The 13228-nt window shown below is 31.3% G+C and carries 16 protein-coding genes; 4 read left to right on the top strand and 12 right to left on the bottom strand.

Features of this window, described 5'->3' with window-relative positions:
* Positions 1–82: 82 nt before the first annotated feature.
* On the top strand, positions 83–1168 hold the full coding sequence (locus OEA66_RS15085; protein WP_267282175.1) for a serine hydrolase domain-containing protein: 1086 nt from the start codon (positions 83–85) through the stop codon (positions 1166–1168).
* Here the strand turns inward: OEA66_RS15085 and OEA66_RS15080 are convergent.
* The 4 genes from OEA66_RS15080 to OEA66_RS15065 are packed head-to-tail and all read right to left on the bottom strand — an operon-like array spanning position 1161 to position 3492.
* A complete protein-coding gene (locus OEA66_RS15080; protein ID WP_267282174.1) occupies positions 1161–1865 on the bottom strand; it encodes a hypothetical protein in 705 nt (234 codons plus the stop codon). The two genes, OEA66_RS15085 and OEA66_RS15080, sit on opposite strands and share 8 nt — an antisense overlap.
* Positions 1862–2470: a hypothetical protein gene (locus OEA66_RS15075; protein ID WP_267282173.1), complete on the bottom strand. Its 609-nt coding sequence runs from the start codon at positions 2468–2470 to the stop codon at positions 1862–1864. Before OEA66_RS15075 ends, OEA66_RS15080 begins: the two co-directional genes overlap by 4 nt.
* Before the next feature lie 9 nt (positions 2471–2479).
* Positions 2480–3172, bottom strand: a complete 693-nt coding sequence (locus tag OEA66_RS15070) for a hypothetical protein (RefSeq protein ID WP_267282172.1) — start codon at positions 3170–3172, stop codon at positions 2480–2482.
* Positions 3169–3492, bottom strand: coding sequence for a PadR family transcriptional regulator (locus OEA66_RS15065; RefSeq protein WP_267267071.1), 324 nt, complete (start codon positions 3490–3492; stop codon positions 3169–3171). Before OEA66_RS15065 ends, OEA66_RS15070 begins: the two co-directional genes overlap by 4 nt.
* Positions 3493–3582: 90 nt before the next feature.
* Between OEA66_RS15065 and OEA66_RS15060 the strand changes: the two genes are divergently transcribed.
* Together OEA66_RS15060 and ruvC are read left to right on the top strand one after the other, a co-directional pair.
* On the top strand, positions 3583–4110 hold the full coding sequence (locus OEA66_RS15060; RefSeq protein WP_267282171.1) for a 2'-5' RNA ligase family protein: 528 nt from the start codon (positions 3583–3585) through the stop codon (positions 4108–4110).
* Positions 4111–4149: 39 nt separating this feature from the next.
* Entirely contained in the window at positions 4150–4707 is a 558-nt protein-coding gene (ruvC, locus tag OEA66_RS15055) for a crossover junction endodeoxyribonuclease RuvC (RefSeq protein WP_267282170.1), read from the top strand.
* A 7-nt stretch (positions 4708–4714) separates the two neighbouring features.
* Here the strand turns inward: ruvC and OEA66_RS15050 are convergent, their stop codons facing one another.
* Positions 4715–5125: a DUF8479 domain-containing protein gene (locus OEA66_RS15050; protein ID WP_267282169.1), complete on the bottom strand. Its 411-nt coding sequence runs from the start codon at positions 5123–5125 to the stop codon at positions 4715–4717.
* A gap of 164 nt (positions 5126–5289) precedes the next feature.
* Between OEA66_RS15050 and OEA66_RS15045 the strand changes: the two genes are divergently transcribed.
* On the top strand, positions 5290–6360 hold the full coding sequence (locus OEA66_RS15045; RefSeq protein WP_267282168.1) for a DUF4407 domain-containing protein: 1071 nt from the start codon (positions 5290–5292) through the stop codon (positions 6358–6360).
* Positions 6361–6630: 270 nt separating this feature from the next.
* Here the strand turns inward: OEA66_RS15045 and guaB are convergent, their stop codons facing one another.
* The 7 genes from guaB to OEA66_RS15010 form a co-directional block, all read right to left on the bottom strand.
* Positions 6631–8091 carry an IMP dehydrogenase gene (gene guaB, locus OEA66_RS15040; RefSeq protein ID WP_267282167.1) on the bottom strand — a complete coding sequence of 487 codons (1461 nt, stop codon included), beginning with the start codon at positions 8089–8091 and terminating at the stop codon, positions 6631–6633.
* A gap of 147 nt (positions 8092–8238) precedes the next feature.
* Positions 8239–8739 (bottom strand): DUF4252 domain-containing protein, encoded by a 501-nt coding sequence (locus tag OEA66_RS15035; RefSeq protein ID WP_267282166.1) that lies wholly within the window; start codon positions 8737–8739, stop codon positions 8239–8241.
* Between the two features lie 12 nt (positions 8740–8751).
* Positions 8752–10005: a DUF4252 domain-containing protein gene (locus OEA66_RS15030; protein ID WP_267282165.1), complete on the bottom strand. Its 1254-nt coding sequence runs from the start codon at positions 10003–10005 to the stop codon at positions 8752–8754.
* A 63-nt stretch (positions 10006–10068) separates the two neighbouring features.
* Complete coding sequence (locus OEA66_RS15025) at positions 10069–10734, bottom strand: hypothetical protein (RefSeq protein WP_267282164.1); 666 nt, start codon at positions 10732–10734, stop codon at positions 10069–10071.
* Complete coding sequence (locus OEA66_RS15020; protein WP_267282163.1) at positions 10709–11218, bottom strand: GFO_1088 family ECF-type sigma factor; 510 nt, start codon at positions 11216–11218, stop codon at positions 10709–10711. Before OEA66_RS15020 ends, OEA66_RS15025 begins: the two co-directional genes overlap by 26 nt.
* Positions 11219–11462: 244 nt before the next feature.
* A complete protein-coding gene (locus tag OEA66_RS15015) occupies positions 11463–12623 on the bottom strand; it encodes a GlmU family protein (RefSeq protein ID WP_267282162.1) in 1161 nt (386 codons plus the stop codon).
* Between the two features lie 199 nt (positions 12624–12822).
* The gene (locus OEA66_RS15010) at positions 12823–13074 is read right to left on the bottom strand and encodes a type B 50S ribosomal protein L31 (RefSeq protein ID WP_034678914.1); all 252 of its coding nucleotides are present in this window, start codon (positions 13072–13074) and stop codon (positions 12823–12825) included.
* Between the last annotated feature and the right edge of the window lie 154 nt (positions 13075–13228).

The raw sequence follows: 13228 nt of genomic DNA, 5'->3' as shown, positions 1-13228 counted from the left end.
TATATTATTACGAGCCCTGAAAAGAAGAAAAACTTTTCGGGGTTTTTATTTTTTCTTATTTTAGAGAAACCAAAAGCACATTATGAGATTTTTGATAACTATTATTTCCGTTTTTCTTTTTTTATTTTCCTGTACTAAAGTTGAAACTCAAAAACCAATCGACAGAAAAGCAATCGTTGATTCTGCAGTTTCGGTTTTTCAACAGAAATTATATAAAACTCAGCTTGATTCGGTTTTCAATCAATATCATTTTAACGGAAGTGTGGCTGTTTTTAAAGACAGTATTGAGTTATATCGAAAAAATAATGGCTTTTCAGATTTTGAAAACAAAACAGAAATTAACAATACAACCGTTTTCTCGATTGCCTCAATCAGTAAACAATTTACTGCAGTTTTGATTTTGCTTCAAATGGAACAAGGAAAATTGAATCTCGACGATAAAGCGTCAAAATATTTTAAAGAATTCCAGAAGAAAGAGTACGAAAACATCACTATTCAACACCTTTTAAATCACAGTTCGGGTTTAAACAATTTCGGAGAAAAATTGATGTTTAAAAGTGGCTCTGGTTTTAATTATTCCAATGACGGATTTAATGCTTTAGGAAAGATTGTAGAAACAGTTTCAGGAAAATCATTCGATGAAAATATGTTGGATTTATTTAAGAAAGCAGGAATGAAAAACTCTTCAACAGGAACTGCATTTCAAGGAGAGAATTTCGCTAAAACCTATGTTGGAAATTCAAAAACTCAAAAAGTTATCGAAAATATGCCGAAAAGATTAGGCAATAAAGAAATCGGAATTCCTGCAGGTGGAGTTTTGTCGACTATTGATGATTTGCATATCTGGAATAATGCCTTGTATTCAGGAAAAATTATTAAACTAGAAACCTTGAAAAAATTCATGGCTAAAAGCACGGAAAGACAACATCCGGTTCTCGGAACGATGGGTTACGGGTTGGGAATTATGATGAATGATAACAAACCCGTTTCTTACTTTCACAGCGGTTATGTGAAAGGCGCTCCTTCACTCAATATTTATTATCCAAAAACAAAAACTTCAGTCATTATTTTATCTAATATTGCCGATGAAGAAAAAGGCAAATCTGCAGCTTTCAGACCTCATCTAAAGATTAAAGAGGTTTCAGATATGCTAGAAAATATTAATTAGAAACTTTGAAGTTCTCCTGTAGATACGGAATGATGTTTTTAATCATCTCAAGATATTTTTTCTGAGCAATGATGATCGTTGCTTCAAAAAAGAAAAAGAAAGCAAATAAGAAGTTGGCCAAAATTCCTTTCATAAAATTTAAATCTAAAAAACCATCATTCATCTCAAATACAAATCGGAAAAACCAACCTGAAGACATCGGCAGAATAAAAAATACCGTTACCAAATCTTGATACGCAGAAAGACGAATATTTTTATATTTTTTGGGAAGGTCAAAAAATCCCTTCTCTTTAATATAAATAATTAGCGGAAAAACCATGATTAATAAAATCAAAATACCGAAGCTTATTCTAAAAACATCAAAAGGAATAATTAAATAAGATAAAAGCATTACGGCTTGGCAAACCAGAGCAACAATTAATGATTTCTTTAAAATAGGATATAATTTTTGTCTCGTCGATTTTTTAATTAAAACAGAAGTATCTTCCAAACTCCAATTTCCGTCCCAAGATAATTTCAAATCATCGTGCCACGAAATGATTGCGACATTAAACGCATCATTAAAAGACAAATTCTTTTCGGCTTGAACTTCATTAATTTGGCTTATAAAATGATCTTCTACTTCCATCATCAAATCGACAGGAAGTTTCTTCGCTAAAAGATATTGTCTTACTTCGTTTTTTTGTTCGGTCGTCATGAAAGTAAAATATTTATTTTTTTAGTTCGATAGTAAAGTAACTGTATGTGAGTACTTATTCCAAAAATGAGAATCATTTGATTCAAAACAGAATCCCAAATATTTTTATCAAGTAAAAAACTTATTGGAATAAGTAATAAAGCCAAAAGAAGATTTCTTAAAATCAAAGGATGAAAACTCATTGAGCGGTATTCTGAAAATTTCATTGTCTTAAAAGCAAAATTATACACTGAAAAAAGTATGTAAATACTCAATAAAATGATCTGAAATATCCAATAAAAATCCTCGGAATACATAAATGCCAAACCTCCCGCAAGTGATATCACAATTGATAAGTAAGTCATTTTTTCAAATCTTCTTTTTAAAATATTTTTCTCAATTCTAGCAATTTTCTTAAACGAAAGCCAATCTGCTTTTACCATTTCTAGTTCAGACTTCCAATTTATTTTTGTCTGAATAAAAGCTTCCGGAAAACTGATTTCCTCTTTATTCATCAAGCTTGAAATTTGCATTACAAAATGATCTAAAATTTCAACAAAAACAGCATTATCAAGACTTTTAGTTTTAAGATATTTTTCTATTTCCTGTAAATTTTCTTTAGTCATATTTCAAGTTTAAAGGTTAATAAAAGCTTTGATTTTTTTAGCAGATTTTACAAAAGCGATTTGAAAAAGAAATCCGAAAGAATAAAACCAAGTAACACACATTAATATTATAAAATAAGAAAATCCTTTCGTAGCTACATTATTATAAAAATCATAAATAAAACCAGCTGTAACGGAAATTGAACTTGCTGATGTAACGATTATAAGACCAGAAATAAGAATTAATAAATTTCCATTTTGAAAGATATTCAATTTTGTGGCTTTATAATTTTTAGTCAAATTAAAAATCTTGATATTTAACAAATAATGTAAACCAGGAAGACCTAGAAAAATAAATGCTAAATAAGTAACAATTTCAGTAAAAACTTCTTTGGTTGCAATTAAACTAAAAAAGTAGATTGCTAATCCAACAGAAACAGTAAAAAGAACACTTTCTAAGAGAATTTTGTTTATTTTTTTCTCTGAAATCTTTTTTACAAACACAGCGACTTCCCTCCCATTGTAATATTTATCTGTTTTTAAATCATCTTTCCAAAGATTTTTCACCTTGTCGAATGCAACATTAAAACTAGCATTTTCATTAAGAACATAATTTTCTATCTGGTTCAAAAAATGATCTTCCACTTCAATTAAAATATCCAAAGGAATTCTCTTTTCAATCAAATATTGCTCAATCTGTAATTTTTGTTCTGCTGAAATCATATATCAAAAATGGTTTTTAGATTAAACAAATAACTTCTCATTTCATCTTCCTGCGTTGCCTGTTGTCTTTTTCCTTTTTCGGTAAGCAAATAATATTTTCGGCTTCTTCCGTTGATTTCCTGAACTTCAGAAGTAATAATTCCATCAGCTTCCAATTTATGTAAAAGCGGATACAATGCACCTTCCGTCATTTCAAGTTCACCTTCCGTTAATTCTTTTGCTCGCTGTGTAATTTGATAGCCATACATTTTCACTTCTTTTGAAAGCAATTTTAAAATGATATTCTGAAGCGTTCCTTTGTAAAGGCTATTTTTTTTCATTTCGAAAATTTAATACCTCACAAATCTATGCATAATTTTCTTATGTATTAAAATAATTTTTGAAAATTCTAAAAATCTTAACTTTACAAAATGAAAAAAATGTATTTCATCGCCATTTACCCTGATCAAAAAATCATTGATGAGGTAAGAGTTTTCAAGGAAGATTTAGCATTAAATTTTGAAAATTCTAAAGCATTGAATAATGATGCTCACATTACATTATTTCCACCTTTTGAAAGAGAACTTGAATTGGAAGAAGATATTCATATTGCCTTTCAAAAAATCAACACTACTATTTCTCCTTTTGAAATAACGTTAAATGGTTTTGGAAGTTTTCCGAATCCAAAAAATCCTGTTCTGTTTATAAAGCCCGAAGAAAATGAAAATTTAAACCAGCTTTATCATAATGTGGCAGAAAAATTTAGTTTCGGAAAATATGCTTTTCACCCTCACATGACGGTAGGTTACAGAAATCTAACTTATGAAAACTTTTTAAAAGCTTGGGAAATTTATAAAGATAAAAATTATAAAACTAAATTTCCCGTTGATAAAATCCTCCTTTTAAGACACGATGGAAAATGGATTCCGATTAATGAAAAGAAATTGTCTCAACAATAAAATTTAATCCAAAATAAAGAAAGCCGTATCTTTGCCAAGATGACTTCAGCAGAGAAAATAATATTAGGAATTGATCCCGGAACAGCCATTATGGGATTTGGTTTGATATCCGTAAAAAAAGGAAAAATGGAAATGATTTCCATTCATGAATTGATTTTGAAAAAATATCCAAATCATGAAACTAAACTTAAATATATTTTCGACAAAACTTTAGCTTTGATTGACGAATTTCATCCCGATGAAGTTGCTTTAGAAGCTCCTTTCTTTGGAAAAAATGTGCAATCAATGCTAAAATTGGGGAGAGCTCAAGGTGTCGCAATGGCCGCAAGTCTACACAGAAACATTCCAATTACTGAATATTCTCCTAAAAAAATAAAAATGGCAATCACCGGAAACGGGAATGCCAGTAAAGAGCAAGTTGCGGGAATGCTTAAAAATCTATTGAATCTAAAAGAATTCCCTACAAAATACCTTGATGCTTCCGACGGATTGGCGGTTGCAGTTTGTCATCATTTTAATTCCGGAACAATTACAGACACAAAATCTTATTCCGGATGGGATAGTTTTCTGAAGCAAAACCCGGATCGTTTAAAATAAATCTTTTTTATTTCTCTTTATATTCAGAAGGCGCAACTGAAAAATCTGTAGTTGGTTTTCCGTTTTTGTCGTAATAGACATAATTTAATGTAACTTCATTTTCCCTGAAGTTCTTCATATCGGGTGAAGTTTTTATACTTTTCAGGGCTTCTTCTTTTGCAGCAGATTTATAATTATTGATTTCTTCGGGTTTCAACTCTTCTTTCACATCGTCAGTTAAAGTGTAGCTGTATTGTAAAGTTTTATTCTCTTTTGCAGAAACACTATCTAACCTTACCCCTTCACCTAAAATTTGAGGGGTCATTTTATTCATTGTTGCAGCAGCTTCTTTTAATTCATCATCAATTGTTTTTTCTTTTGAACACGATGAAAGAATTAAAACTGCAGAAGCAAAAGTTAGCGTTAATAAGTTTTTCATAATAATATTTATTTGAATGTATTTAAAGATAAGCAATTTTAATTACAGAAATTAAGCTATAAAACAATATGATTTTAAACCAAATTAAAATTACTTGGTAAAACATATTACTATTTGTAACAATGGTATACTTTTTAATACTAATTTTGTATAAATTTTCAATAATGAAAAACGCACAAGCAACTATAAATCAAACAAATCATAGAATAAACTGGTTTCAGAAATTCCTGTTACTCTGTTCAGGAGGAAATATTCATATCTTAAGAAAAACACCAAGTGAATGGAATAAATTTTCAGGAATTGGTGGAATTGTACTTTTCACAGCTATTTTTGCAACATTATCTGCAGCTTATGCGATGTACACAATTTTCGATGATATTTGGGCTTCCATCGGTTTCGGAATTCTTTGGGGTTTAATGATTTTTAATTTAGACCGATACATTGTTTCTTCAATTAAAAAAACAGGAACGTGGTGGAATCAGATTTTGATGTCGATTCCAAGATTGATTTTGGCAACATTCTTAGGAATTATTATTTCTAAACCATTAGAGCTGAAAATTTTCGAGAAAGAGGTCAACAAGCAATTAAATACAATTATTCAGCGAAATAAAACAGAACTTCAAAAGCAGATGAACGGGAGAATTCTTCAACAAAGCGGGCCGTTTGATACAGAAAAAAAACAAATCTCCGATAAAATTGCTCAATACCAAAAGTCTTACGATTCTGCAGCAGTAGAACTGGAAAAGGAAATTTTAGGAAAACAATCTACTTTAACGAGTGGAAAAGAAGGTTTCGGACCCAATGCAAAACGTAAACAGGAATTGAAAGAACAGCGAAAACAAGATTTAGAAAACTATCAAAAACAAGTTTCGCCAAGACTGGAATATCTAGACAAAGAAATTTCAAAAGTGTACACCAATCTTGAAACGGAAAGAAAATCTACCGAAACATTTGAAGATAAATTCAACGGATTTGCTGCAAGATTGCAAGCTTTGGATGAATTAGGGAAAAACTCAGCGATCATTGCAACTGCAGCAGCTTTTATTATGGGACTTTTTATCTGTCTTGAAATTTCACCGGTTTTGGTTAAACTAATTTCTTCGGTCGGACCTTACGATTATCTTTTAGAAAAAACTGAAAACGATTTCAGATTATATTCTAAAGAAAAAATAGAAAAAGGAAATGCTTTGACTGATTTTAGAATTGATGATTTCAAAGACAAATTAAAACCCTGAAAATCTTTTATTTGTAGATAAATATCTATGGTGTTGTAGAAAAACATCTACAAGATTGGTGGTTATTATATGACGAAACATTTCTAATTTTACATCGTAGAAAAGGAGAAACTAAACTCTATATAACTATTACTTTTTAAAAACACAAAAAAGATTACTGACGGAAACTTTAGTAATTTGATGAAAAAATCTTCATATGTCTTGTGATTTGGACATTAAAAATGCCTCTGAAATTTCAGAGGCATTTATTTTATTTTAAATATTCTTTTTCTACAAAGAATAATTAGGAGCTTCCTGAGTAATAATGACATCATGTGGATGAGATTCTTTCAAACCGCTTCCTGTAATCATTACCATTTTAGTTTCAGTTTGTAAAGCTTCAATATCTTTCGCTCCACAATATCCCATTCCGGCTCTTAAACCACCTGTCAACTGGAAAATTACTTCTTCCAAAGATCCTTTACTTGGAACTCTTCCTTCAATTCCTTCTGGAACGAATTTCTTAGCCTCACTTTGGAAATATCTTTCTTTTCCACCTCTCTTCATCGCAGAAAGACTTCCCATTCCTTGGTAAGTTTTGAATTTTCTTCCCTGAAAGATAATTTCTTCGCCCGGAGCTTCATCAGTTCCAGCTAAAAGAGAACCCAACATTACTGCTCCTGCTCCACTTGCGATCGCTTTTACTATGTCTCCTGAAAGTTTTATCCCTCCATCTGCAATTACGGCAACATTTTTAGTCTGAGCATATTCGTAAACGTTATAAATAGCAGATAATTGAGGAACCCCAACTCCTGCAACAACTCTTGTTGTACAAATCGAGCCTGGTCCAACACCTACTTTTAAAACGTTTGCTCCAGCCTCAATCAAATCTTTAGCCGCTTCAGCGGTAACGATATTTCCACCAACGATATCCAAATCAGGATATGCTTTTCTGATTTCTTTGATTTTATTTAAAACCCCAATAGAATGTCCGTGTGCAGAATCGATACCGATAATATCAACTCCGGCTTCAACTAAAGCTGCAATTCGATCTAAAGTATCTTCACCTACACCAACTCCTGCACCAACAATAAGACGACCTTTTTGATCCTTATTTGAATTTGGATATTCAAGCTGATTATCAATATCTTTAATCGTAATTAAACCTACCAATTTATTATTTTCATCTACGATAGGAAGCTTTTCAACTCTACTTTTAAGAAGAATCTCTTTTGCTTTTTCAAGATTGGTGTTTTTATCAGAAGTAATCAGATTATTTTTAGTCATGATTTCTTCAACCTTAAGGTCAAGATTTTCCTGATACTTTACATCTCTATTGGTAATAATACCTATTAATGTATTTTCCGCATCAACCACAGGAAGACCAGAAATTTTATATTTTGCCATCGTTTCTTTAGCTTCTGCTAAAGTATGATCTTTTGAAAGCGTTACAGGATCAGAGATCATTCCGTTTTCAGAACGTTTCACTCTGTTTACCTGAGCGGCCTGTTCGGCAATCGTCATATTTTTATGAATGAAACCCAAACCACCAACTCTTGCTAAAGCAATCGCCAAATCAGCCTCTGTCACAGTATCCATTGCAGCGGAAACGATCGGAACATTAAGCGTAATTTTATCGGTAAGTCTTGATTTTAATGAAACCTGATTAGGTAAAACTTCAGAATAAGCAGGGACTAGAAGCACGTCATCGAAAGTGATGGCTGTCTCTACAATTTTGTTATGAATAGACATCTTTACTTTCTTGCAAAATTAAGGCTTTTTAATGAGATACGAAAATTGCTTTTAATAGTTTAAATAAAACTTAACAATTCATTCTATAAATCGCAAAAAAGCCACTCATAGAGTGACTTTAACAAAATAAATATGTTGAATATGAAATTACTTATCAGTTGCTATACTAATCATTTTGGAGATATCGTCTGCCGAAAAACTACCTCTAACATCTAAAAACACCATATCTTTTTTAGAATTTACAGTAATCAGCATATTTTTAATCATGTCTCCTTTTTGTTTTACTCTGATGTTTACATTGTCACCGTCATGTCTAATAGTTGCCCATTCTTCGTAGTTTTCATTTTTTAAATAATTGGCGTAATCTTTCAGCATTTTCTCGCTTCCATTGGCAACGGTCATCATTTTTATTTTTGAAACTTTCTTTACCATAGCAATTGCAGCTTCACTTTCACCTTCCTTTCTTAAAGCTTTTTTAATGTAAGGTTTCGCTAAAAACAAGGGAACATTAAAACTCGCAAATTGTGCATTTTCATAATCATAATCTGAATTTGAAAAAAAAGCGATGTTCGGTTTGCTGGACACAATACAAGATTGCAGTAAAAACAAAGTACAACAAACGAGAAAAATGTTTTTGAAGATTTTCATGGCTTTTGATTTTTAGTTGATTTGATTTAAACTTCCCGCAGAAGATTTACTGATGTTTGCTTCAATTTTAGGATTCCCTCTATATCTCACCGATCCTGCCGAAGAAGCTTTCACTGTTAACTTATCTTTTGCATTTACAGAAGCGCTACTTCCTGACGTAGATTCTACCATTGCGGTATTTGATCTTAACTGATCTGTTTTACAAGATGCACCACTACTTGCATCGATTGATACATAATCGGTATCTCCTTCTAAAGTTATACTTGATCCGCTTGAACTTTTTATCAAAACTTGATTTGAACTAATTGACGCTTTCACATTCGAGCCCGAACTTGCTTCAACATTCGATATCCCGGAAATTTGAAATTTACCAACAACTGCAGATCCGGAAGATGCATCCAAAGTCATTTCTTTTCCTCTGATTTCGTTCACTGTTGTAAAATTGGATCCTGATGAAGCTTTAATTCTATCCATTTTTGGTGAAGAAACATTGACACTTAAATTTTTGAATCTTAAATTCTTTGTTCCTTTATTATCAATCGAAATTCTTAAAATACCGTTCTCCACTTTTGTAATAACGTTGTGAAGTTTATCAGCATCTGCGAAAACTTTTACACTTGTATTATTTTCCTGTGTGAAAACCACTTTAATGCCTGAACTAACTTCTAATCCTGAAAATTGTCCTACATTTCTGTTTTCTCCATTTAAATAGGAAGATGTATTGTCTGAAGTGAAACTGTTTGTGATTGTAGTTCTTGTCGTATTTGTTTTAGCTTCGCTGGAATTAATAATTTTATTGACATCATCCATAGAAAGTCTCCCGTCAAGCATCACAAGAATATTTTCTCCGCCACCACTGTCGATGCTTAAAAGCATATCGTCTAACGTTCCATCACTTTTTGCTTCCGCTGAAAGAAATTTGATTTTACTACCTGCATTTTTCACAGACATAATTTCACTGTAATTCAAATTATTTAAATAAGATGAAATTTCTTTATTCACATTTGCAAGTTCTCCTTTGGTACTTTCTGTAATCAATACTTTAAGTCCATCAATTTTTGAAAGCAAAGGTTTAATTTGATCAAGCTCTGCATCTGCGATATTTAAATTGCTGAGCATTCCAAACATTGGTTTTGCAATTTTAATAGAGGTCACTCCTTCCACTTCCTGATATTTATCAAAAAGTTGGTCTAATTTATTTTTCTGTCCGTAAACATTAAAGAAATGTGATAGAACAAGTGTACATATAATGAGTATCTTTTTCATGAGTTAAATTTAATTTTAGTTGATTATAAGCCTGATCAGTTGCATAATCTTATCGTTAATAATCTATTCTACATTATCCATTACTTTGGTGTTCAACGCCTGATTAACATTATTGGCCATCACCTGAAATGAATATTTTGTTATATTGATAGCTTCTTCCATGTTTTCGATACGTTTTCCGTTGACGATAACATAAGAATCTTTATATCCTGTGGAGTCTTTTAAAGTATTATTTTTAAAAACTGAGTTTTGTACATATCTCGGCTTTGATTCTTTTTTAATTCTGCTTTTTTTAGAAAGAATTTCATCCAAAACATCTTTCTCCGCAATAGAATTTTCTATAAAAATAGAATCTTTTTTAGCTCCTGTAGCAGAATCTATAGTATGAACAGCAACCTGCACATCGTGATTGTGGTTTTCATTAATAAAATCAGATTTCTGCTTCTGAATTTCGTTTTCAACAAATTTTGCTTGATCTACAACTTCACTGTTTTGATTATAATTAAATACAAAGCCAACACTGAAAAGTATCACCGCACTTGCCGCCATCCAAAACCACTTCGGTAACGAAGGTTTTTGACCTTGAATTGGAATTATTATGGCTTTGGAAACCTCATCTTCATTTCCCTCTGCTTTTTTCAGGAAATCTTCAAAATCCCAGTTCATTTTTTCTTCCTTTAAACTTTGGAAGATCTCGTTATATTTATCTTGAAATTTGTCGTTGCTCATAGCTCATCAATTGTGAGATTTGTTCTTTTACTTTTTGTCTTGCTCGCATCAGATTTACTCTTACTGCGTTTTCTTCCATTTCCAACATTTCAGAAATTTCAGACACATCATACTCTTCTACGTCTTTTAAATGGATCACCATTTTTTGTTTTTCCGGAAGCTGATTGATAAAACCAATGATTTGTTCCTTCAGATTATTCACTTCCATACTGTAGAGTTCCGAACGGTGTAGCTGCAAATCTGCAAAACCTAACTTTACATCGTGATGTTTTAATCGGTTGAGACATTCATTTCTTACAGATTTCAAAGCATAGGATTTAAAATTTCCAAACTGCTCCAGCTCATCTTTTTTCTGCCAGAATTTAATCATCAAATCCTGTACTACATCTTCGGCTTCATCGCTACTCATAACAAATCTTTTCGCAAAACGGAACATCTCATCTCGGAGAATAAATACCGTATTCTTGAAAGTTTCGTGAGTCATAAGTTTTGTTTCTATTAATAAGACAACCTGAAATCGAAATATATTACACTTAAATGAAAAAAACTTCAAAAAAAGTTTTTGAAGTTTCATTTTTATCTCGAAAATATATCAATTTTAAACCATTAAGCGCTTTTAAGCATTTTAGAATTATTAAGTTAAGCTCCGCTTTACAAGCTGCTTCATGAATATCTTCAGATGTTTACTTAAAAAAACTAAACTCACCTTAATGGTTCAAATATATATCTTAATAATTTTCAAAAACATGTTTAAATATTGCCTTGTCACTATCAGTTAAAGGTAATTTCCTTCTTGCCATTACTTTTTCAGCAACTTCGTAAGCTTTATCTAATTTGAAACGCTCATCATCTTTAAACCCGCCCCAAGAAAAATTTTCAATTAAATTTGGAGGAAATCCTTCCTTGAAAATATTCGAAGCCACTCCAATTACAGTTCCCGTATTTAATTGGGTATTAATCGCAGTTTTAGAATGATCTCCCATAATTAAACCTGCAAATTGCAATCCTGTATCCTGAAAATCTTTTGTTCTGTAATTCCAAAGTTTTACATTTCCGTAATTGTTTTTTAAGTTAGATGAATTGGTATCTGCTCCGAGATTACACCATTCTCCAATCACAGAATTTCCGACAAAACCATCATGACCTTTATTTGAATAGCCAAAAATAATGATATTGCTCACTTCTCCACCTACTTTAGAATGAGGACCAACCGTAGTTGCACCGTAAATTTTTGCTCCTAAATTAAACTTAGAACTTTCACAAAGTGCAATCGGACCTCGAAGATTACAGCCTTCCATTACTTCTGCATTTTTCCCGATGTAGATTTTTCCGGTTTTGGTATTAATGGTTGAAAACTCAACTTCAGCACCTTCTTCGATGAATAAATCTTCTTTATTTCCTAAAAATCCGTTGGTGGAAGATAATTCCTGAGAAGTTTTTCCTTTCGTTAATAATTCAAAATCAAAATCGATAGCTTCTTTATTATAAGTAAATAAATCAGTTGGTTTTTTATAGAATACAAGATCTTCTTTAATATCAGTCATTTTTTCAATCTGATTTAAAGAAAACCCTTCCATATTAATTTTTGCAGCAACCAATTCATCTTCATACACCAAAGCTTCACCTTGTTTTAAATCTTTAATTTGTTGGATAACCGCTTCTGTTGGTAAAAAATTAGGAACTAAAAAAAGACTTTCCTTTTTTTCCGGCTCTCTGAATTTCTGTTGAAGATACATTTCTGTAAACCAGGAAATTTCAGTAGAATCTAAAATTTTCTGCCATCTTTCGGAAAAAGTAAAAATTCCGCAACGCATTTCTGCAATCGGGCGTGTAAAAGTAAGCGGAAGAAAATCTTCCCAATATTGTGCATCGGAGAATACGAGTTGCATTTTTTTAGAGGTTAGAGGTTAGAGATTAGAGATTAGAGATTTAAAAGCTTGATATCTTCAAGATTTTAATATCTAATTTCTAATCAAAGCAAAAATACAAATAGTAAAGCTAATTTCTAAACTCTAATTTTTATTTTTTAAATGCAAAAAAAAGTCTTCCGAAAAATCGAAAGACTTTAAATATTGTAAAATCAAAAAATTACTTAGCGAATTTTTTGTATTTGTTCATGAACTTATCTACTCTACCTGCAGTATCAACTAATTTAGTTTTTCCTGTGTAGAAAGGGTGAGAAGTAGAAGAGATTTCCATTTTAATCAATGGGTACTCAGTTCCTTCAAACTCGATAGTGTCTTTTGTGTCTGCAGTAGACTTACATAAAAATACCTCGTCGTTACTCATATCTTTGAAAACAACAAGTCTATAATTTTCTGGGTGAATTCCGTTTTTCATAATAAATTTTTAAAAAATTAAAGTTTGCTTTCGAAATAGTAATGGTATTTCTTCTGCTAAATTTTAGGTTGCAAAAATACAATAATTTTTAAAATATACAAATACTACATCAACATTTTTTTTAAAAGATAAGAATTTCAAAGTATTTTCGTTA

The sequence above is a fragment of the Chryseobacterium luquanense genome (assembly GCF_026460945.1).
Taxonomy (GTDB): Bacteria; Bacteroidota; Bacteroidia; order Flavobacteriales; family Weeksellaceae; genus Chryseobacterium; species Chryseobacterium luquanense.
The sequence above is the reverse complement of the archived record's forward strand: the minus strand, read 5'-3'. Positions and strand labels throughout refer to the sequence as shown.

Bases quoted from the DNA above. Each gene is read 5' to 3' on its own strand.
- OEA66_RS15085 (WP_267282175.1), top strand. From the start codon at position 83: ATGAGATTTTTGATAACTATTATTTCCGTTTTTCTTTTTTTATTTTCC.
- OEA66_RS15080 (WP_267282174.1), bottom strand. From the start codon at position 1,865: ATGACGACCGAACAAAAAAACGAAGTAAGACAATATCTTTTAGCGAAG.
- OEA66_RS15075 (WP_267282173.1), bottom strand. From the start codon at position 2,470: ATGACTAAAGAAAATTTACAGGAAATAGAAAAATATCTTAAAACTAAA.
- OEA66_RS15070 (WP_267282172.1), bottom strand. From the start codon at position 3,172: ATGATTTCAGCAGAACAAAAATTACAGATTGAGCAATATTTGATTGAA.
- OEA66_RS15065 (WP_267267071.1), bottom strand. From the start codon at position 3,492: ATGAAAAAAAATAGCCTTTACAAAGGAACGCTTCAGAATATCATTTTA.
- OEA66_RS15060 (WP_267282171.1), top strand. From the start codon at position 3,583: ATGAAAAAAATGTATTTCATCGCCATTTACCCTGATCAAAAAATCATT.
- ruvC (WP_267282170.1), top strand. From the start codon at position 4,150: ATGACTTCAGCAGAGAAAATAATATTAGGAATTGATCCCGGAACAGCC.
- OEA66_RS15050 (WP_267282169.1), bottom strand. From the start codon at position 5,125: ATGAAAAACTTATTAACGCTAACTTTTGCTTCTGCAGTTTTAATTCTT.
- OEA66_RS15045 (WP_267282168.1), top strand. From the start codon at position 5,290: ATGAAAAACGCACAAGCAACTATAAATCAAACAAATCATAGAATAAAC.
- guaB (WP_267282167.1), bottom strand. From the start codon at position 8,091: ATGTCTATTCATAACAAAATTGTAGAGACAGCCATCACTTTCGATGAC.
- OEA66_RS15035 (WP_267282166.1), bottom strand. From the start codon at position 8,739: ATGAAAATCTTCAAAAACATTTTTCTCGTTTGTTGTACTTTGTTTTTA.
- OEA66_RS15030 (WP_267282165.1), bottom strand. From the start codon at position 10,005: ATGAAAAAGATACTCATTATATGTACACTTGTTCTATCACATTTCTTT.
- OEA66_RS15025 (WP_267282164.1), bottom strand. From the start codon at position 10,734: ATGAGCAACGACAAATTTCAAGATAAATATAACGAGATCTTCCAAAGT.
- OEA66_RS15020 (WP_267282163.1), bottom strand. From the start codon at position 11,218: ATGACTCACGAAACTTTCAAGAATACGGTATTTATTCTCCGAGATGAG.
- OEA66_RS15015 (WP_267282162.1), bottom strand. From the start codon at position 12,623: ATGCAACTCGTATTCTCCGATGCACAATATTGGGAAGATTTTCTTCCG.
- OEA66_RS15010 (WP_034678914.1), bottom strand. From the start codon at position 13,074: ATGAAAAACGGAATTCACCCAGAAAATTATAGACTTGTTGTTTTCAAA.